General features: G+C 39.4%; 18 protein-coding genes. All 18 read left to right on the top strand.

The window, feature by feature from the left end:
• The first annotated feature begins 58 nt into the window (after positions 1 to 58).
• The 18 genes from yfmF (at position 59) to cotE (ending at position 19,660) form a co-directional block, all read left to right on the top strand.
• Positions 59 to 1,357 carry an EF-P 5-aminopentanol modification-associated protein YfmF gene (gene yfmF, locus M3206_RS01925; protein WP_251311035.1) on the top strand — a complete coding sequence of 433 codons (1,299 nt, stop codon included), beginning with the start codon at positions 59 to 61 and terminating at the stop codon, positions 1,355 to 1,357.
• Entirely contained in the window at positions 1,338 to 2,627 is a 1,290-nt protein-coding gene (gene yfmH, locus M3206_RS01920; protein ID WP_251310820.1) for an EF-P 5-aminopentanol modification-associated protein YfmH, read from the top strand. Before yfmF ends, yfmH begins: the two co-directional genes overlap by 20 nt.
• Before the next feature lie 60 nt (positions 2,628 to 2,687).
• Positions 2,688 to 3,413, top strand: a complete 726-nt coding sequence (gene ymfI, locus M3206_RS01915; RefSeq protein ID WP_251310819.1) for an elongation factor P 5-aminopentanone reductase — start codon at positions 2,688 to 2,690, stop codon at positions 3,411 to 3,413.
• A gap of 69 nt (positions 3,414 to 3,482) precedes the next feature.
• Positions 3,483 to 3,740, top strand: coding sequence for a DUF3243 domain-containing protein (locus M3206_RS01910; RefSeq protein ID WP_251310818.1), 258 nt, complete (start codon positions 3,483 to 3,485; stop codon positions 3,738 to 3,740).
• 132 nt (positions 3,741 to 3,872) lie between these two features.
• Positions 3,873 to 4,649 carry a DUF3388 domain-containing protein gene (locus tag M3206_RS01905; RefSeq protein ID WP_251310817.1) on the top strand — a complete coding sequence of 259 codons (777 nt, stop codon included), beginning with the start codon at positions 3,873 to 3,875 and terminating at the stop codon, positions 4,647 to 4,649.
• Positions 4,650 to 4,667: 18 nt separating this feature from the next.
• Positions 4,668 to 5,534 (top strand): helix-turn-helix domain-containing protein, encoded by an 867-nt coding sequence (locus M3206_RS01900; RefSeq protein ID WP_251310816.1) that lies wholly within the window; start codon positions 4,668 to 4,670, stop codon positions 5,532 to 5,534.
• A 38-nt stretch (positions 5,535 to 5,572) separates the two neighbouring features.
• Positions 5,573 to 6,151 carry a CDP-diacylglycerol--glycerol-3-phosphate 3-phosphatidyltransferase gene (gene pgsA, locus M3206_RS01895; protein WP_251310815.1) on the top strand — a complete coding sequence of 193 codons (579 nt, stop codon included), beginning with the start codon at positions 5,573 to 5,575 and terminating at the stop codon, positions 6,149 to 6,151.
• Positions 6,152 to 6,299: 148 nt separating this feature from the next.
• A complete protein-coding gene (locus M3206_RS01890; RefSeq protein ID WP_251310814.1) occupies positions 6,300 to 7,541 on the top strand; it encodes a competence/damage-inducible protein A in 1,242 nt (413 codons plus the stop codon).
• A 128-nt stretch (positions 7,542 to 7,669) separates the two neighbouring features.
• Positions 7,670 to 8,713: a recombinase RecA gene (gene recA / locus M3206_RS01885; protein WP_251310813.1), complete on the top strand. Its 1,044-nt coding sequence runs from the start codon at positions 7,670 to 7,672 to the stop codon at positions 8,711 to 8,713.
• 550 nt (positions 8,714 to 9,263) lie between these two features.
• Complete coding sequence (gene rny, locus M3206_RS01880) at positions 9,264 to 10,829, top strand: ribonuclease Y (protein WP_251310812.1); 1,566 nt, start codon at positions 9,264 to 9,266, stop codon at positions 10,827 to 10,829.
• A gap of 258 nt (positions 10,830 to 11,087) precedes the next feature.
• Entirely contained in the window at positions 11,088 to 11,348 is a 261-nt protein-coding gene (spoVS, locus tag M3206_RS01875; RefSeq protein ID WP_010193268.1) for a stage V sporulation protein SpoVS, read from the top strand.
• A gap of 357 nt (positions 11,349 to 11,705) precedes the next feature.
• The gene (locus M3206_RS01870) at positions 11,706 to 13,445 is read left to right on the top strand and encodes a 2-oxoacid:acceptor oxidoreductase subunit alpha (protein WP_251310811.1); all 1,740 of its coding nucleotides are present in this window, start codon (positions 11,706 to 11,708) and stop codon (positions 13,443 to 13,445) included.
• A gap of 1 nt (position 13,446) precedes the next feature.
• Positions 13,447 to 14,313, top strand: coding sequence for a 2-oxoacid:ferredoxin oxidoreductase subunit beta (locus M3206_RS01865; RefSeq protein ID WP_251310810.1), 867 nt, complete (start codon positions 13,447 to 13,449; stop codon positions 14,311 to 14,313).
• A 177-nt stretch (positions 14,314 to 14,490) separates the two neighbouring features.
• A complete protein-coding gene (gene tdh, locus M3206_RS01860) occupies positions 14,491 to 15,531 on the top strand; it encodes an L-threonine 3-dehydrogenase (protein ID WP_251310809.1) in 1,041 nt (346 codons plus the stop codon).
• A gap of 17 nt (positions 15,532 to 15,548) precedes the next feature.
• On the top strand, positions 15,549 to 16,724 hold the full coding sequence (locus tag M3206_RS01855) for a glycine C-acetyltransferase (protein ID WP_251310808.1): 1,176 nt from the start codon (positions 15,549 to 15,551) through the stop codon (positions 16,722 to 16,724).
• Between the two features lie 195 nt (positions 16,725 to 16,919).
• A complete protein-coding gene (miaB, locus tag M3206_RS01850; protein WP_251310807.1) occupies positions 16,920 to 18,434 on the top strand; it encodes a tRNA (N6-isopentenyl adenosine(37)-C2)-methylthiotransferase MiaB in 1,515 nt (504 codons plus the stop codon).
• The gene (locus M3206_RS01845) at positions 18,434 to 18,868 is read left to right on the top strand and encodes a RicAFT regulatory complex protein RicA family protein (RefSeq protein ID WP_251310806.1); all 435 of its coding nucleotides are present in this window, start codon (positions 18,434 to 18,436) and stop codon (positions 18,866 to 18,868) included. Before miaB ends, M3206_RS01845 begins: the two co-directional genes overlap by 1 nt.
• A gap of 219 nt (positions 18,869 to 19,087) precedes the next feature.
• The gene (gene cotE / locus M3206_RS01840) at positions 19,088 to 19,660 is read left to right on the top strand and encodes an outer spore coat protein CotE (RefSeq protein WP_251310805.1); all 573 of its coding nucleotides are present in this window, start codon (positions 19,088 to 19,090) and stop codon (positions 19,658 to 19,660) included.
• Positions 19,661 to 19,687 lie beyond the last annotated feature (27 nt).

Raw genomic sequence — 19,687 nt, 5'->3', positions numbered from 1 at the left:
TAGAAAATGGGTAAACTAGGATGTAGGCTATAATGAAAGGGGCATTTAACCGATGGGAATTGTAAACCATGAAAAAACAGATCTCCATGGTATAACCGTACATACGATAGAAACAAAAAAGTATAAGACCACATCTTTTATTCTGCAGATAAAAGCTGCTATTAATGAGAAGGACGTTACGAAAAGGGCGTTGCTGTCATATGTTCTTCAAAGTGGAACAAAGGACTTCCCAACGAGTAAAGAGTTAAGAAGTGCATTAGATGATCTATATGGTGCTACCTTGAATGCAGATCTCTCTAAAAAAGGTGAGAACCAAGTGATCAGCATCCGCATGGAAGTTGCGAACGAGAAGTTTTTATCCAATTCAGAACCGGTTCTCGACAAAGCATTCCATTTACTCTCACAAGTTTTGCTCGCGCCGGCGCTTGAAAATGGCGTGTTCAAAGAAAGTCTTGTAAAAAAAGAGAAACGCAGTTTAAAGCAGCAGATCGAATCGATTTTCGACGATAAGATGCGTTATGCGAACAAGAGACTGCTTGAAGAAATGTATGAATCAGAACCTTATCATCTAAATGTGTATGGTAAAGAAGACGAAGTAGATGCGATTACGTCAAAGGAATTATTTGAATATTATCAGGAAGTCATACTGAATGACAGGTTAGATTTATATGTAATCGGAGATATTTCAACACAGGAAATGGTTGAAAAAGTTAAAAAGCACTTTAGTTTTCCAGAGGAACGAAAAGATTCAGTGGGAACGAACGAGAAAAATCGAGAAGAAAAGAAGATCGCAGAAGTTAAAGAAGTTTTTGAAGAGCAAGATATCCAGCAAGGAAAACTTCATATGGGGTACCGCACGTATACCACTTACAGTGACGACGATTACTTTGCACTTCAAGTTTTCAATGGTGTATTTGGGGGCTTTTCACATTCAAAGCTCTTTATGAAAGTGAGGGAAAAAGAAAGTCTGGCGTATTATGCAGCTTCTAGGTTTGAAAGCCATAAGGGTGCAGTGTTTGTAATGAGTGGGATCGAAACTGGAAATTATGAGAAAGCAGTTAAGATCATTAAAGAACAGCATGAAGAAATGAAAAATGGGAACATCACGGATGCTGAGTTTGAACAGACAAAAGCCATGATTAATAATCAGGTGCTAGAAACGATTGATCATCCGATAGGATTATCAGAAGTTCTTTATCACAATGTAGTCGCAGGAACGAACCGGACGATTGAAGAGTGGATGGAAGGTATTCAGAACGTAACGAAAGAAGATGTTGTAAAAGTAGCGAAGAAGGTCACGCTGGATACCATTTACTTCTTGAAAGGAGCAGGCACAAATGGGAATGAAAACATTTGAACAACTAGATGAAACATTGCATTTTGAGGAGCTTGAAAATGGCTTAAAAGTGTATGTGCTTGAAAAGAAAGGCTTTAACAAAACATATGCTACTTTCACAACCCACTATGGATCAGTTGACAATCATTTTAAACCTCTTGGGAAGAATGAAAAAGTGAAAGTCCCTGATGGAATTGCCCATTTTTTAGAGCATAAATTGTTTGAAAAAGAACATGGAGATGTCTTTCAGGACTTCAGTAAACAAGGAGCGTCGGCAAATGCCTTTACGACCTTCAACCGTACCGCCTATTTATTTTCAACAACAAGTGATGTTAAGAAAAACTTAACCACCTTGATCGATTTTGTTCAAGAGCCTTATTTTACAGAGAAAACGGTGGAAAAAGAAAAAGGTATCATCGGTCAAGAAATAAGAATGTATGATGATAATCCAGACTGGAGAGTGTACTTCGGTCTGATCGAGAACATGTATCATCATCATCCGGTTAAGATTGATATCGCAGGAACAGAAAAATCAATTGCTAAAATTACAAAAGATGATCTTTATGAATGCTATGAGACGTTCTACCATCCAAGTAACATGATCTTATTTGTTATTGGTCCTGTAGATGCTCAAGACATCCTTAATTTTGTAAAAGAGAATCAATCACAAAAATCGTTTAAAGAAAAAGCTCCTATTGAACGTTTCTTTGAGGAGGAGCCGCCGACCGTATCAAAAGCTGAAAAAATAATCGAGATGACCGTACAGACGCCAAAGTGCTATATAGGGTTTAAAGAAGCAGCGCCCGATCGAAAAGGAAAAGAATTGATGCATCATGAACTATGTGTAAACCTGGCACTTGAAATGATGTTTGGAAAGAGTTCTCCAAATTACGAAACGCTCTATGAAGAAGGGTTGATCGATCAGACTTTTTCTTTCGACTATACAGAAGAGAATGGTTTTGGCTTCAGCATGCTAGGTGGGGATTCTCAGTCTCCTGACGAGTTAGTAAAGCGAGTATCGGAAATGGTCGAAGCTTTCAAGCAGGAAAACATTTCGACGGATTCATTCGAACGAGCACGTAAAAAGAAAATTGGTGCTTTCCTAAGATCCTTAAACTCTCCTGAATTCATTGCAAACCAATTTACAAGGTATGCTTTTAATGAGATGGACCTGTTTGATGTAATTCCTGTATTCGAATCATTGCAAGTGAGTGATGTTGAAGAAGTTCTGAAAAATCACTTTAAAAAAGAAGCGATGACGGTTTGCCAAGTCCGTAAAAAGAAGTCATAATATAATCAAAAAAACATCCTTATTTTAGGGTGTTTTTTAATGGTAAAGAGGGTTATTTTATTGAAAACTGCACTTGTTACTGGTGCTACAGGGGCTATAGGAGTAAAAATATGCGAGATGCTTGCAAGCCAAGGGTTTTATATATATATTCATTACAATAAGAACAGGGATGCGGCGGTTAAACTTCAGGGAGAACTTGAAACACGTTACCAAGTGAAGAGTACCATTGTTTCTGCAGACCTTTCACGTCCAGAAGGACCACAACATTTATTGAAACAACTGTCTGCTCCCATCGATATACTGATTTATAATTGCGGTGCACAACATTATGGATTGTTAACAGACTTTACTGATCAATCCATAAACGAAACGATGCAGTTGCATCTTCTTAGTGCGATTTCAGTTACACGGTCGGTCGTTCCCGCGATGATTCGAAAGAAAGCAGGAAAAGTGGTCATGATTTCCTCGGTCTGGGGAGAAGTAGGAGCGGCCTGTGAAACGGTTTATTCTGCTGCTAAAGGAGGACTAAACTCTTTTGTTAAAGCATTGTCTAAAGAACTTGCTCCGAGCGGCATACAAGTCAACAGTGTTTCACCGGGAGTGATCGCAACACCTATGCTTGATTCTTTTTCAGAAATGGAGAAATCTGAACTGGAGTCAGATATTCCAGCGGGAAGGTTTGGAGAGCCGGATGAGGTGGCTCATGCCGTAGAATTTTTGATAAGCACCAAAGCGGATTATATTTCTGGACATATCTTATCAATGAATGGCTCCTGGTTTACATAAATTTAATGTATAAAAAGGAATGTTCTAAGGGATATTAATGCTGTATCAAACCTTTAAGGAGGAGACAGCATGTCTGTATTAGACAACTTTGGCCAGTGGAAAAACTTCTTGGCAGAACGATTGAATCATGCTGAGCATGAAGGCATGAACCATGATACGATCACCAACTTAGCTACAGAAATCGGCGGATATTTAGCTAACCACGTTGAACCTAAGAACGAGGAAGAAAAAGTTCTAGCCGATCTTTGGAAAGTGGCAGATGATAATGAGAAGCATGCCATTGCTAATATGATGGTCAAACTTGTTCAAAACGAAGGTAGCCGCTAAACTTAGAGGATGTTAAGATTTTTTTCTTAACATCCTTTTATTTTTCTTTCATAATAAATTGAAATCATTTATTATTAATTACAAGAATAAATGTAGAAAATTGTTTCATTTTGAAGAATAAGGAGCTGAAGCATGGGAGAGCAGGAATGGTATTTAGAGTATGAAATACATAAAAACCGCCCGGGCCTCCTAGGGGATATTTCATCCTTGTTAGGTATGCTTGGCATCAACATCATTACGATCAATGGTGTTGACAACGAACGGCGTGGTATGCTGCTGATTATTGATAATGACGAGAAAATCAACCGGTTAAAATCGATACTGGAATCTATGGATAACATTACAGTAACAAAGTTTCGCAAACCAAAGCTGCGTGACAGGCTTGCTGTCAGACATGGACGATATATTGAACGTGATGCCGATGACAAAAAAACGTTTCGTTTTATTCGTGATGAGCTTGGTATATTGGTTGACTTTTTAGCTGAATTATATAAGGTGGAAGGACATAAATTAATCGGTGTTAGAGGAATGCCCCGTGTTGGAAAAACGGAGAGTATCGTAGCATCGAGTGTTTGTGCGAATAAAAGATGGGTTTTTATCTCATCAACTCTGCTTCGTCAAACCGTCAGGAATATGCTTGCCGACGATGAATATGATTCTGATCATGTTTTTATCATCGATGGAGCAGTATCTGCCAGAAACATGAATGATAGGCATTGGCAGCTGATCCGTGAAATAATGAGACTGCCTTCAGCTAAAGTTGTTGAACACCCAGATCTTTTTGTACAGCAAACGGAGTATACGTTAGACGATTTTGATTACATTATCGAACTAAGAAGTCACCGCGATGAAGAAATTACATATGAAGCTCTTAAACAAGATCCAACAGGATTTGGAAATCTAGAATGACGTAAGTGGGTGGGAAGGTTGACAGAACTCGGAAAACTATTGAAAGAAAAACGCGAAGAAAAAGACATGTCTCTTGAAGAACTTCAAACAGCGACTAAGATTCAAAAGCGTTATTTATCAGCAATTGAACAGGGGAATTATGATGTGTTGCCTGGCACGTTTTATGCGAGAGCCTTCATTAAAAATTATTGTGAAGCAGTTGGATTAAACTACGAAACGATCTTTGATGAATATTCACATGAGATTCCGCAGGCTGTAAAAGAAACAACAACGGAATTTGAACCCCGGTCAAAAAGAGCACGCTCATCCGTTAGTGAAGAGAATTCTTTCTTAAAGCGTTTAATCCCGATTCTACTTATCGGTATTTTCATCATCGTTATTCTTTTCTTTGTGTGGAAATTCTTCCTTCCGGATGGGAACGATGAGGCTAAACCTGGGGAAGAAGTAAAATCTGTAGAATACAATGCAGATGAAGAAAAACCTAAAAAGAAAGAAAAGCCAAATAATGAAGCTGAAAAAGAAGAACCTAAAGAGGAAGAACCAGCTGAAAAAGAGGAAAAAGCAACACCAAAATTGACAAAGCTTCAAACAACAGGCAAAGTAACAACATACGAGATGACAGATGGAGACGAGCTTATGGTGGAGTTCACTGCAACTGGACCTAGCTATGTTGGGATTCAGGATGAAACAGGCAAAAGCTATTTTGACAGCCAGATTAAAAAGGGCGAAACAAAAAGCTTTGATCTTACTTCTGCTAAAGAGGTTACTTTAAATATTGGTGCATCTCATGTAACATCAATTAAAATAAATGGTGAACCATTCTCTTATCCGGTGCCACCTTCGGATCTCGTTCACCAAAAGATTGTGATTAAAAAACAACAATAATTAAATATGACGTTGACTGTATTTTGGAGGAGTTTGTTTTGAATTTACCTAACAAGATAACAATTTCACGAATTTTATTAATTCCGCTTTTTATGATCGTCCTTCTTGGCGGATTTGATTGGGGGACTTGGGACCTGGCAGGAGAAGAACTGCCTGTCACTCATTTTATAGCTGCTCTGATCTTTATATTTGCATCCAGTACAGACTGGGTAGATGGTTATTATGCACGCAAATATAACTTAGTAACGAACTTAGGAAAATTTTTAGATCCCCTTGCGGATAAGCTTCTTGTCTCTGCTGCTCTAATCGGTTTAGTAGAATTAGGTGCTGCTCCTGCTTGGATGGTTATCGTTATCTTAAGTAGGGAGTTTGCAGTAACAGGAATTCGCGCAGTTGCTTCTGCTGAAGGTGAGGTCATTGCAGCGGGTCAGATGGGGAAATTAAAAATGTGGATACAAATTATTGCAATATCTGCATTATTGCTTCATAATCTGCCTTTTGCATGGATCGGCATTCCTTTTGCTACAATAAGCTTATGGGCGGCAACTTTGATCACTCTCTATTCTGGATGGGAATATTTTGTGAACAGCAAACACATTTTATTAAAATCAAAGTAAAGCATCAAAAACAGGAGGGAAATACTCCTGTTTTTTTGTTCTTATTAAGAGAAAAACTGAAAATCAAGCTATAATTGGGATAAGATCGTTAATTTCATAAAGTTGAACCAATAAGAATAGCAGATATAATCAGGGAGAGTGGTTTTAGATGAACGCAGAAATTATTGCAGTTGGCAGTGAACTGCTTTTAGGACAGATCGTAAACTCGAATGCTCAATATATTTCCAAGGGCTTAGCTGACATAGGGGTGAACGTTTTTTATCATACGGTTGCTGGAGATAACGAGAAAAGGCTCTCATCGGTAATCTCAACTGCTAATTCACGTTCGAACCTTCTTATTTTTACAGGAGGCCTTGGACCAACAAAGGATGACCTCACGAAAGAGACCGTTGCAAAATTATTCAACAAAGAACTGGTTCATGATGAGGACTCACTGCGTTACATAACGAATTATTTTGAACAAACAGGCAGGGAAATGACGGAGAACAACAAGAAACAAGCATTAGTCATAAAAGGTTCGAAGGTATTGCCCAATGAACATGGAATGGCTCCAGGCATGGCTTTTACGGAAGGGAATATAACGTGTATTATGCTTCCAGGTCCACCGAGTGAGATGAAACCGATGTTCATTAATTATGCGGTTCCCTATCTTCTTTCAAAGATGGAGGTGCAGACCCGATTATATTCACGTGTTTTGAAGTTTTTTGGTATAGGAGAATCGATCCTCGAAACAAGACTTCAAGATTTGATCGAAAAACAGACGAATCCTACGATTGCTCCATTAGCATCGGAACATGAAGTTACCATTCGATTGACTGCTGCGCATAATGATCCAGAAGAAGCCAATAAACTTCTCGATCAGACAGAAGCAGAGGTTGTCAGTAGAGCATCTGATTATTTTTATGGGTATGAGAATGATACACTGGAAAAGCAGACGATCGATTCATTGATGAGAAGAAACGCTACAGTTGCCTCTGCGGAAAGTCTGACTGGCGGTTTGTTTGGAAAGGTTATGACAGATCAGCCCGGATCATCATCCGTGTTTAAAGGTGGAATTATTGCTTATTCTAATGAATTAAAGAAAAATTTACTTAATGTTCCTGAATCTTTACTAAAAGAGCATGGTGCCGTTAGTGAAGAATGTGCCAAATGGATGGCTGAGCACATAAAAAAGATGGCTAAAGCGGATTACGGGATCAGTTTTACAGGTGTGGCAGGACCAGAGCAGCAAGAAGGCAGGCCTGTCGGAACGGTTTATATCGGTGTATCAGGCCCGCAGAAGACCAAAGTTTTTGATTTTAAACTAGCGGGTACAAGGAAGAGTATCCGTGAAAAAACTGTAAAACATGGAATGTATGTATTGAATCAATTGGTCAAAGAAGGTCAATGAAAAAATCGAATAAATGTTCGTAAAATGATTGGCAAAATGATAAAAAAGAGATATGATAGAAAAGTAGTTAATAAAGGAATCAATGAATCAAAAATAAATGAAGATACAAATTTGAGGAGTGAATTTTGATGAGCGATAGAAAAGCGGCTTTAGATATGGCCCTTCGTCAAATTGAAAAACAATTTGGTAAGGGTTCAATTATGAAACTGGGTGAACAGGCAGAGCAGAGAGTTTCAACTGTTTCCAGTGGTTCCATTGCTTTAGATATTGCGCTTGGGATTGGCGGTTATCCTCGCGGCAGAATAATTGAAGTATATGGTCCGGAATCTTCAGGTAAAACAACTGTTGCACTTCACGCTATTGCTGAAGTACAACGAAACGGAGGACAAGCTGCATTTATCGATGCTGAGCACGCGCTGGATCCTGAATATGCTCAAAAACTTGGTGTCAACATCGATGAATTGTTATTGTCTCAGCCTGATACTGGTGAGCAAGCATTGGAAATCGCTGAAGCACTTGTTCGAAGCGGAGCGGTTGATATTCTGATCATTGACTCAGTTGCAGCACTTGTACCTAAAGCTGAGATTGAAGGGGAAATGGGAGACTCACATGTAGGTCTTCAAGCTCGTTTGATGTCTCAAGCATTGCGTAAGCTTTCTGGTTCGATCAACAAATCCAAAACGATTGCCGTATTTATTAACCAGATTCGTGAAAAAGTCGGAGTCATGTTCGGTAACCCTGAAACAACTCCAGGTGGAAGAGCATTAAAATTCTATTCTTCTGTACGCCTAGAGGTGAGAAGAGCAGAACAGCTTAAGCAAGGTCAGGACGTAGTTGGTAACAAGACGAAGATTAAAGTTGTAAAAAATAAGGTTGCTCCGCCGTTCCGAACGGCTGAAGTTGATATCATGTACGGAGAAGGAATCTCATATCAAGGCGAGATCTTAGATATCGGTTCAGAGATTGATATTGTCCAAAAAAGTGGAGCTTGGTATTCATATGAAGGTGAGCGTTTAGGACAAGGCCGAGAAAATTCAAAACAGTTCTTAAAAGAAAATCCAGAGATTTCAGCAGCGATTGTTGCTGAGATCCGTAACTACTATCAGTTAGAAGGAAAATCAACTGAAGCAGAAGCTCCTGCTGTAGAAGAAGAATTCGAACTTACAGAGTAGATTTTAAATGGGCCAGTCTGATGACTGGTCTTTTTTATTTGTTTCTAGTGAACTTTCCAGTTTTATGAGAAAGGTTTTTAAAGAATTTATGGTATTTATTCTTTTATTTGTTACACGTTCGCTCAAGATGACCCATTTTTCGCTCAAAATCATCAAGTTACGCTCAGAATGGATTATTTTCCCTCAAGCTTATCATGAATTAGGCCGCGTGTACTTACAAAGATGACATTCCAGACATATATCAACCGTGGCCAAAGACAGCTTGATAAAAAGGAACCTACATCTAAAACACCAGCAAAATTTTGTCAAATAGGGGTAAATAATGCTCCTTGCTATTTTCGATTCATCCTATTATTATAGAAGATTGACTCTCTTGACAACCTATGGACACACCTATAAAATGGAGATATATTTTGATTTCTTATGAAATTGAAAGATATGTATAGAATTTATACGACATGAATGGTGCAAAGCACATGTAACCACGAATGACGCCAAGAAATGCAGTATGAAAAGCAGAAAAGCAGAATAAGCAAGAGGAGGTGGAAATATGCCAAGTTTAGCAGTATTCATCTCCAGTTTGCTTGTCTCATTAGGTGTCGGTGCAATTGTCGGATATCTTGTTAGGAAATCAATTGCTGAAGCGAAGATTTCAAGCGCAGAGCGTGCAGCTGCGCAAATTGTTGAAGATGCAAAGCGCGATGCTGACGCCAGCAAGAAAGAAGCGCTGTTAGAAGCAAAAGATGAAATCCATAAGCTACGTACCGAGGCAGAACGCGAAATTCGCGAACGTCGAAGCGAGCTTCAAAAACAAGAACATCGATTGGTTCAGAAAGAAGAGATCCTGGACAGAAAAAGTGAAACTCTTGACAAGAAAGAGGAATCTTTAGAAAGACGTGAGGAATCTCTCACCAAAAAACAGCGACAAATTGAAGAGATTGAAAGCAAAGTGGAGGAATTGCTGGAGGAACAGCAACGAGAGCTTGAGCGCATTTCCAGTATTACCAGAGACGAAGCACGCCAAATCATCATGACGGAAACAGAGAACGAGATGACTCATGAATTGGCAATGATGGTAAAAGAGATGGAAAATCGTGCAAAAGAAGAAGCGGACAAGAAAGCGAAAGAAATTCTTTCACTAGCTATCCAACGCTGTGCAGCCGATCACGTAGCAGAAACAACGGTCTCTGTAGTAAATCTTCCGAACGATGAGATGAAGGGAAGAATTATTGGGCGTGAAGGACGAAATATCAGAACACTTGAAACATTAACGGGAATCGATTTAATTATCGATGATACACCTGAAGCTGTTATTTTGTCTGGTTTTGATCCTATCCGCCGCGAGATTGCGCGTATGGCATTGGATAAACTTGTTCAGGATGGAAGAATCCACCCTGCAAGAATTGAAGAAATGGTTGAGAAATCACGCAGAGAAGTGGATGAGTACATTCGCGAAGTTGGAGAACAAACTACTTTTGAAGTAGGTGTTCACGCACTTCACCCAGATCTGATCAAGATCTTAGGACGTTTGAAGTATCGTACAAGCTATGGGCAAAACGTGCTGAAACACTCAATTGAAGTGGCTTACTTAGCTGGCTTAATGGCAGCTGAAGTAGGTGAAGATGTACATCTTGCTAGACGTGCTGGATTACTTCATGATATCGGTAAAGCGATTGACCATGAAGTAGAAGGCAGCCACGTTGATATCGGGGTAGAACTTGCAACGAAATATAAGGAACACCCGGTAGTTATCAACAGTATCGCGTCACATCATGGTGATACGGAACCAACATCAATCATTGCAACTCTAGTGGCAGCAGCAGATGCATTATCAGCTGCAAGACCAGGAGCACGCCGTGAAACCTTAGAAACGTATATTCGCAGACTTGAAAAGCTTGAAGAGATCTCAGAGTCATTTGATGGCGTTGAAAAATCTTTTGCTATCCAAGCAGGACGCGAAATTCGCATCATGGTTAAACCGGATTTGATTGATGATGTAGCTTCTTATCGACTCGCTCGTGACATAACGAAGAAGATCGAGAATGAACTGGATTATCCAGGACATATCAAAGTAACGGTAATTCGTGAAACACGAGCCGTAGAATATGCAAAATAATGAACAGGCTTAAAAGGCATCATTGACCTTTTAAGCCTGTTTTTTAATTTTTCTTTTCGATGATTATATTATTTTTAAAAAGTGATAAGGTTTGAATTGCCGATGTTAAGGGAATCAGATAACCGGGGTTTATTCAGAAGGTCAACTCCGCAGAACAAAATATTTTTAAGATTTCGATAAATTTGTTGCTGCAGGAATACAAGCCTTGATCAATGAATATAGTAGAACAGGTATCTATCCTGAAGGAGGTTCAAAACAATGGAAATATTAAAAGTTTCAGCAAAATCCAACCCCAATTCTGTAGCTGGTGCACTTGCAGGAGTTCTCCGTGAAAGAGGAGGCGCTGAAATACAGGCGATTGGAGCAGGTGCATTAAATCAAGCTGTAAAAGCAGTAGCGATTGCAAGAGGATTTGTAGCACCAAGTGGAGTAGACCTCATTTGTATACCAGCTTTTACAGATATCTTAATTGATGGGGAAGAACGAACAGCAATTAAATTAATAGTGGAACCGCGATAATGGAAAATTGAAAAGGCCTGTTTACTTAAAAATGAGTAAACAGGTTTTTTTGTGGTTTTATGAGTTCAATAAGGTTTGTTTTTATGGAAGAATCTAGAGAAATATACTAGAATTGATTAAGACAGAATCAGTAATGGCAACAATAATACCGCGCTTCTTACATGATTTGCCTGTTTTTGAAATAGTTTGAATAATTTAAAGGGAATACTTGCATTTTTATTGAGTTAAGTCTAGAATTGTAGACGTTTAGTACATAATTTATTTAACGTATAAAACGTTGAAACACCATGAGCGAAATATACAAAAACGAAGTAAATTCTCAAAACTAACGTTTGGGTTACTGAAAGGGTGGAGTACATGATTGATCAACTTTCTTGGAAAGTTGGCGGACAGCAAGGTGAAGGTATCGATAGTACAGGTGAGATTTTTGCGATGGCTCTTAATCGCCTTGGCTATTATCTTTATAGCTATCGACACTTTTCTTCTAGAATTAAAGGCGGTCATACCAACAATAAAATTCGTGTAAGCACGAGTGAAACCCGTTCTATTTCTGATGATCTTGATATTTTAATAGCATTCGATCAAGAAACGATCGATGTCAATGTACATGAACTTCGTGACGGCGGAGTTGTAATAGGAGATTCAAAATTCAACCCTACTGTGCCAGAAGGTTTGAATGTCAGATTGTATTCGGTTCCATTTACTGAGATTGCAAGTGAACTAGGAACTTCTCTTATGAAGAACATGGTGGCGATCGGTGCCACGAGTGCTGTATTGGGTCTGCCAGTTGAAAGCTATTTGGAAGTAGTAGAAGAGATTTTTGCTCGTAAAGGAGCAAAAGTAGTAGAAAAGAACATGGAAGCGATCCAAAAAGGTGCAGACCATTTTAATGAATTGTCTGGTGGCCAGATTGATGGTTTCCAATTAAATAAAGCTGATGGCAAGAAGCGTATGTTCATGATCGGAAACGACGCAATCGCATTAGGATTTGTTGCAGGTGGCGTTCGTTTTATGGCAGCTTATCCGATTACGCCTGCCTCAGAGATCATGGAGTATCTTATCAAAAAACTTCCTGAATTTGGAGGGACAGTTATTCAGACTGAAGATGAGATCGCAGCATGTACGATGGCGATCGGTGCGAACTACGCGGGAGTTCGAACCATCACATCATCTGCAGGTCCTGGACTTTCATTAATGATGGAAGCACTTGGACTGTCTGGTATGACAGAAGTGCCATTAGTTGTTGTTGATACACAGCGTGGAGGACCATCTACTGGACTTCCTACAAAACAAGAACAATCTGACCTTATGGCAATGATCTATGGTACACATGGTGAAATTCCAAAAGTTGTTATGGCGCCAAGTACCGTTGAAGAAGCATTCTATGATGCTGTTGAAGCACTGAATATCGCAGAAGAATATCAGTGCCCTGTTATCTTATTGACAGATCTTCAGCTTTCACTCGGTAAACAATCTGTAGAACCTCTTGATTTCAGCCGTGTAGAAATTCGCCGCGGTAAACTTGTGGATCAGGAGCTTCCTGATACTGACGATAAAGACGGCTACTTTAAACGATATGAAGTTACGGAAGATGGTATCTCGCCTCGTGTCATTCCAGGTATGAAAAATGGTATCCACCATGTAACAGGTGTCGAGCATGATGAAACCGGAAAACCTTCAGAAGTAGCAGCAAATCGTCAGAAGCAAATGGATAAACGTCTGCGTAAATTAAAGAACCTTCGTTTCAATGTACCTGTCGTAAAACAGGGACAACACACTGACCCAGATATTCTTCTTGTAGGTTTTAACTCTACTAGAGGTGTTATTGAAGAAGCGATGCCGCGCTTAGAAGCTGAAGGATTTAAAGTGAACCATGCGCATATCCGCTTGATTCATCCGTTCCCGACTGATGAGATGAAACCGTTGATCGACTCAGCAAAAACAGTAATCGTTGTTGAAAATAATGCAACTGGACAATTAGCTAGCATCTTAAAGATGAATGTTGGACAGCATGAAAAAATTAAGAGCTTGTTAAAATATGATGGGAATCCTTTCTTGCCATCTGAAGTTGTCATGAAATGCAAGGAGCTGGTTTAATATGGCTACATTCAAAGATTTTCGTAACAGTATCAAACCTAACTGGTGTCCAGGTTGTGGAGACTTTTCTGTACAGGCAGCGATTCAAAGAGCAGCAGCAAATGTTGGTTTAGAACCGGACAATCTTGCAGTCGTATCTGGGATCGGCTGTTCTGGGCGAATCTCAGGATATATAAAGTCTTATGGTTTTCATGGCATACATGGACGTTCACTTCCGATTGCACAAGGTGTAAAGATGGCAAACCGCGATCTTACTGTTATAGCATCTGGTGGTGATGGTGACGGATTTGCGATCGGTATGGGTCACACGGTTCATGCGATCAGAAGAAATATTGATATCACATACATCGTTATGGATAACCAGATCTATGGACTGACAAAAGGACAAACGTCTCCGCGTTCAGAAGTTGGTTTTAAAACAAAAAGTACCCCAGAAGGTTCTGTAGAATCAGCGATCGGCATTATGGAATTGGCTTTAACGGCTGGAGCTACGTTTGTTGCTCAAAGTTTCTCAACAGACCTTAAAGAACTCACTTCTATTATTGAAGCTGGGATTAACCATAAAGGGTTCTCTTTGATCAACGTGTTTTCTCCTTGTGTTACATACAACAAGGTAAACACTTATGACTGGTTTAAAGAACACTTGGTTCCTTTAAGTTCAATTGAAAACTATGATTCTTCAAATCGTATGATGGCGATGCAAACATTGATGGAGAATAAGGGCCTTGTTAAAGGAATTATCTATCAGGATAAAGTGAAGCCTTCTTACCAGGATCTAGCCCATGGCTACAGCAAAAAAGCGTTAGCTAAAACGGACTTAAACTTGTCAGAAGAAAAATTTAATGAGCTCATGACAGAATTCATGTAATTCATTGCCTCCTCCTAGTTTTAGGCGGAGGTTTTTTATTCCAAAAAAATTTTTTTGTAAATTTTTTTTGGTATCTTCGTATGTCCATCTGAGATGAACACTGCCCTTTACCTCACTATTTAGAAAATGTACAATGATGATGGAAATGATATTTGATGTTGGTGAGGAGTGTTCAGTTTGGAAGGGAAAATGAAAGCAATCGTTAAGCACCATGCGGGATACGGCGCTCGATTAGAAACAGTAGATATACCTCAAATTAAAGATGATGAAGTATTGATCAAGGTAAAAGCAACTTCCATCTGCGGGACAGATGTCCATATATACACTTGGGATGAGTGGTCTCAAAGCCGTGTTAAAACACCTTATGTTTTTGGACACGAATTTTCTGGAGTAGTTGAAGAAGTAGGAAGCTCTGTAAAGAATGTTAAAGTGGGAGATACTGTTTCAGCGGAGACTCATATTGTTTGTCATTCATGTCCACAATGTTTAAAAGGACAATTCCATATTTGCAAGAACACGAAGATTATAGGCGTAGATACTCATGGCTGTTTTGCGGAATATGTAGCCATGCCTGCTGAGAATATCTGGAAGAATGATCCGGATATGCCGTTTGAACATGGTTCTATTCAAGAACCGATGGGAAATGCCGTTCATACCGTACTCGCTGGTGATGTAGCAGGTAAAACGGTTGCTGTGATCGGTTGCGGACCGATTGGAATCATGGCGGTTAACGTTGCTAAAGCTGCAGGTGCAAGCCAAGTAATCGCACTAGATCTTAACGAATACCGTCTGGATTTAGCCAAAAAGATTGGTGCTACAACTGTAATCAATCCAAAGGGTGACGATCCCGTTGCAAAAGTAATGGAGCTTACAGACGGAAATGGTGTAGATGTTGTCTGTGAGATGAGCGGACATCCTATAGCGATCAACCAAGGTTTTAAAATGGTGACGAACGGTGGACGAGTTTCCATTTTAAGTTTGCCTGTCAAACCCGTTGAGATTGATCTTACGAATGATGTTGTCTTCAAGGGGATTACCGTACAAGGGATTACTGGCAGAAAGATGTATGAAACATGGCAGCAAGTTTCTGGCCTATTACAATCTGGAAACATGCATCCTGAAACAATCATTACTCACACTCTTCCAATGGAGCAGTTTGAGGAAGGTTTTGATTTAATGATAAAAGGTAATTGCGGAAAAGTAGTTCTAATTCCTTAGAAAGGGGCTTGAATGTGATGAAAGGTTTTGAATATATACAAGAAGAATTAGACCATATGAAAGAAGAGGGGACGTTTAGAAGGCTTGTCCCTCTTGAATCTGAACAAGGCTCTAAAGTTGTAATCAACGGCAAGGAAGTGATTCAGCTTTCTTCGAACAACTACTTAGGATTAACCAGCCATCCGAAAATGAAGCAAGCAGCCTTAGAAGCGGTTGAGAAATTTGGTGTTGGTACAGGTTCTGTTCGTACGATTGCAGGTACACTTTCTATGCATGAAGAATTTGAAAAGAAGCTTGCGGAATTTAAACATACAGAAGCATGCCTTGTATTCCAATCCGGTTTTTCAACAAACCAAGGTATCCTTTCAGCGATCCTGACTGATCAGGATGTTGTTATCTCCGATGAATTAAACCACGCATCTATTATAGACGGGATCCGTTTAACAAAAGCGAAAAGAAGAATCTATAAGCATGTTGATTTAGAAGATCTTGAAGCAGCATTAAAAGAAACTCAGGATTATCGAAAACGAATCGTTGTTACAGACGGTGTATTCTCAATGGACGGAAATATTGCACCTCTTCCAGGAATTGTAGAGCTTGCTGAAAAGTATGATGCTCTCGTGATGGTTGATGATGCACATGCGAGCGGAGTTCTTGGAACAAATGGTCGAGGAACGATCGATCACTTTAATCTAAACGGCCGTGTCCACATCCAAGTAGGTACTTTAAGTAAAGCTATTGGTGTTCTTGGCGGTTATATCGCAAGTACTCAAACACTTAGAGACTATCTGATACATAAAGGCCGTCCATTTCTATTCAGTACTTCTCATCCGCCTGCAGTTATCGCGGCAAGTTCTGCGGCTATTGATGTGTTGGAAGAAGAGCCAGAACATATGGAACGTTTATGGGAAAATACAAAATTCTTTAAAGCTGGCCTAAAGGAATTAGGATTCGATACAGGTGTAAGTGAAACACCTATCACTCCTGTTCTTGTAGGTGAAGATGCCTTAGCTCACAAGCTTTCAGATACATTATTAAAGTATGGTGTTTTCGCTCAGGGGATCGCATTCCCAACTGTTGCAAAAGGGAAAGCTCGCGTGAGAACGATCGTAACGGCTCAGCATACAAAAGAAGAATTGCAAACGGCGCTTGAAGCGTTCAAAAAAGCAGGAAAAGAACTAGGGATTATTTAAAGTCATGATAAAAAGAAGGAGGAATCCTTCTTTTTTGTTTGTGCAAACAAAAAAGATTACCATAATTACATTATGTAAACAATCGGGATTTCACGTTTAAATAAAACCAATTATTTGATATAATGTTACAGTTAATACATGTTTTAAAAAGTAGTAGCAACAATGTGCATCAAAGGCAGTTAGGAGTGAAATGTCTTGGATACAAAAGACACAAAAACAAAGGTCGCAAATACAAATAGAGACTACTCTCAATATTTTCAAACAACTTATACTCCGCCTTCACTTAAAGACGCAAAAAAGCGTGGTAAAGAGCAGACACAAATTTTAAAGGATTTCACGATTCCTGAGAATTTAAAAGATATAGGTGTTGGAAAGAAGTTTTACATCCGTACTTATGGGTGCCAGATGAACGAACACGATACTGAGGTTATGGCTGGTATTCTTAATGAGATGGGTTATGAAGTTACCGATTCTACAGAAGATGCAGATGTCATTTTATTAAATACATGTGCGATACGAGAAAATGCCGAGAATAAAGTGTTTGGTGAACTCGGACATCTCAAGCATACGAAAGCAAACAATCCGAACTTGCTGTTAGGTGTATGTGGATGTATGTCTCAGGAAGAATCAGTTGTAAACCGAATTCTATCCACTTATCCTCAAGTTGATATGATCTTTGGTACGCATAATATTCACCGTCTTCCTCAAATCATCGAAAATGCATTATTTTCTAAAGAGATGGTCGTAGAGGTTTGGTCTAAAGAGGGCGACATTGTAGAGAACCTTCCAAGAAAACGTAAGGGTAATGTAAAAGGCTGGGTTAACATCATGTACGGATGTGACAAGTTCTGTACGTATTGTATTGTCCCTTATACTCGAGGAAAAGAACGCAGCAGACATCCTCAAGATATAATTGAAGAAGTAAGACAACTTGCGAGGGAAGGCTACAAGGAAGTTACTTTGCTAGGTCAAAATGTAAATGCTTACGGGAAGGATTTTAAAGATCTGAATTATGGTCTTGGCGATCTTATGGACGAGATCCGTAAGATTGATATTCCAAGACTGCGGTTTACAACGAGTCATCCACGCGATTTTGATGACCGTTTGATCGAAGTGCTTGCAAAAGGCGGTAACATTGTTGATCATATCCACCTTCCTGTTCAGCATGGGAATAGTGATATCTTGAAGTTAATGGCTCGAAAATATACGAGAGAGCACTATATGGAACTTGTTAGAAAAATCAAAGATGTCATGCCAAATGCTGCATTGACAACAGATATTATTGTTGGTTTCCCTAATGAAACAGACGAACAATTTGAAGATACGATCTCGCTCGTTAAAGAAGTAGAGTATGATGCAGCGTATACGTTTATCTACTCACCTCGAGAAGGTACTCCGGCTGCTAAAATGAAAGACAATGTGCCTATGGAGGTTAAGCGTGAGCGTCTTCAGCGTTTAAACAGTGTGTTAAATGACATTTCGCTTCGCAAAAATCAGGCTTACATTGGTAAAGTCGTAGAAGTACTCGTCGAGGGAGAAAGTAAAAAGAATCCGGATGTGCTGACCGGCCATACTGGTTCGAACAAGGTAGTAAACTTTAAAGCTCCTAAACACTTGATCGGTGAGATTGTAAACGTTAAGATTACTGACGCTAAGACATGGAACCTTGGCGGGGAATTGGTTGTAGAAAAATCAGAGGTGGTAAGCTAATGGCAACTTATACGAAGGAAGAAATTTTAGGAAAAGCGAAAGAACTTGCTAAAATGATCGCGACGACTGAAGAAGTGGAGTTTTTCAAGAAAGCTGAAGCTCAGATCAATTCGAATGCTAATGTTGCTAAGTTGATGGGTCAGATTAAGAACTTGCAGAAACAAGCAGTTAATCTTCAACACTACCAAAAACATGAAGCTTCTAGAGAAGTAGAAGAAAAGATCGATTCGCTCATGGCTGAACTTGACAGCATCCCTGTTGTTCAGGAGTTTAAACAATCACAAAATGATGTGAATGATATTCTTCAAATGGTTTCTCATACAATTTCAAACAAAGTAACGGATGAGATTATTGAATCCACTGGCGGTGATCTTCTTAAAGGAACTACTGGGTCCCAAGAAGGATGTTCACCCGGCGGTTGTGGATGCCACTAAAAGAAAATGATTTAAGACACGATGCCCTTAAAGGGCATCGTATTTTTATTATCCTTCCTATACGAAATTTCACGTACCGTACATTAAATTTACTTTTTAACATTGTTCATAGAGAAAGCCTCCCTGCATAGTCTTATAGCTGAATTTCATTTTAATTGGCACAATAGGCATTTGCCCTGCATAAAATAAAGGGATAGCGGAAATAGGAGGGATTCATCTATGGCTAGACACGTTGATCAAGAGCTGACGTACAGAGAAATTATTACAAAAGCGGTATGCGGGAAAGGCAGAAAGTTTTCTCAAGCGACTCATACGATTACACCAGCTCATCGTCCCAGCAGTATCCTAGGATGCTGGATTATCAATCACGCTTATAAGCCAAAAAGAAATGGTGAATGTGTTGAAGTAGAAGGCAGCTATGATATTAACGTTTGGTATTCATATAATGACAATACGAGAACAGAAGTCGTAACGGAAACTATTCATTTCAATGATAAAGTGGATTTGAGTGTAAGAGATAAACACGCTTTAGGGAATCAGTATGAAGTTACTTGCCGTGCCTTGCAAGAACCAAATACACTTGAAGCTACCATTTCTCCAAACGGCAATAAAGTCATTGTTCAAGTAGAAAGAGAGTTTGTGTGTGAAATTATTGGTGAAACAAAGGTTTGTGTGTATGTGAACCCGGATGGGTTTGACGATGAGCATACAAGAGACTGGGAATATGATGTTGATGACGAAAACTTCGAAGACCTTGACCCGAATTTTCTGATTGGCGATCTAGAAGAATAACAAGAAGCGGGGAGAATTCTTCCCGTT

This window comes from Fictibacillus phosphorivorans (genome assembly GCF_023715845.1).
GTDB lineage: Bacteria > Bacillota > Bacilli > Bacillales > Fictibacillaceae > Fictibacillus > Fictibacillus phosphorivorans_D.
The sequence above is the reverse complement of the archived record's forward strand: the minus strand, read 5'-3'. Positions and strand labels throughout refer to the sequence as shown.

What these genes read in the sequence shown, in the direction of transcription:
- yfmH (WP_251310820.1), top strand. Translation starts at nt 1,338, where the DNA reads ATGGGAATGAAAACATTTGAACAACTAGATGAAACATTGCATTTTGAG.
- M3206_RS01910 (WP_251310818.1), top strand. Translation starts at nt 3,483, where the DNA reads ATGTCTGTATTAGACAACTTTGGCCAGTGGAAAAACTTCTTGGCAGAA.
- M3206_RS01905 (WP_251310817.1), top strand. Translation starts at nt 3,873, where the DNA reads ATGGGAGAGCAGGAATGGTATTTAGAGTATGAAATACATAAAAACCGC.
- M3206_RS01890 (WP_251310814.1), top strand. Translation starts at nt 6,300, where the DNA reads ATGAACGCAGAAATTATTGCAGTTGGCAGTGAACTGCTTTTAGGACAG.
- recA (WP_251310813.1), top strand. Translation starts at nt 7,670, where the DNA reads ATGAGCGATAGAAAAGCGGCTTTAGATATGGCCCTTCGTCAAATTGAA.
- rny (WP_251310812.1), top strand. Translation starts at nt 9,264, where the DNA reads ATGCCAAGTTTAGCAGTATTCATCTCCAGTTTGCTTGTCTCATTAGGT.
- spoVS (WP_010193268.1), top strand. Translation starts at nt 11,088, where the DNA reads ATGGAAATATTAAAAGTTTCAGCAAAATCCAACCCCAATTCTGTAGCT.
- M3206_RS01870 (WP_251310811.1), top strand. Translation starts at nt 11,706, where the DNA reads ATGATTGATCAACTTTCTTGGAAAGTTGGCGGACAGCAAGGTGAAGGT.
- M3206_RS01865 (WP_251310810.1), top strand. Translation starts at nt 13,447, where the DNA reads ATGGCTACATTCAAAGATTTTCGTAACAGTATCAAACCTAACTGGTGT.
- M3206_RS01855 (WP_251310808.1), top strand. Translation starts at nt 15,549, where the DNA reads ATGAAAGGTTTTGAATATATACAAGAAGAATTAGACCATATGAAAGAA.
- M3206_RS01845 (WP_251310806.1), top strand. Translation starts at nt 18,434, where the DNA reads ATGGCAACTTATACGAAGGAAGAAATTTTAGGAAAAGCGAAAGAACTT.
- cotE (WP_251310805.1), top strand. Translation starts at nt 19,088, where the DNA reads ATGGCTAGACACGTTGATCAAGAGCTGACGTACAGAGAAATTATTACA.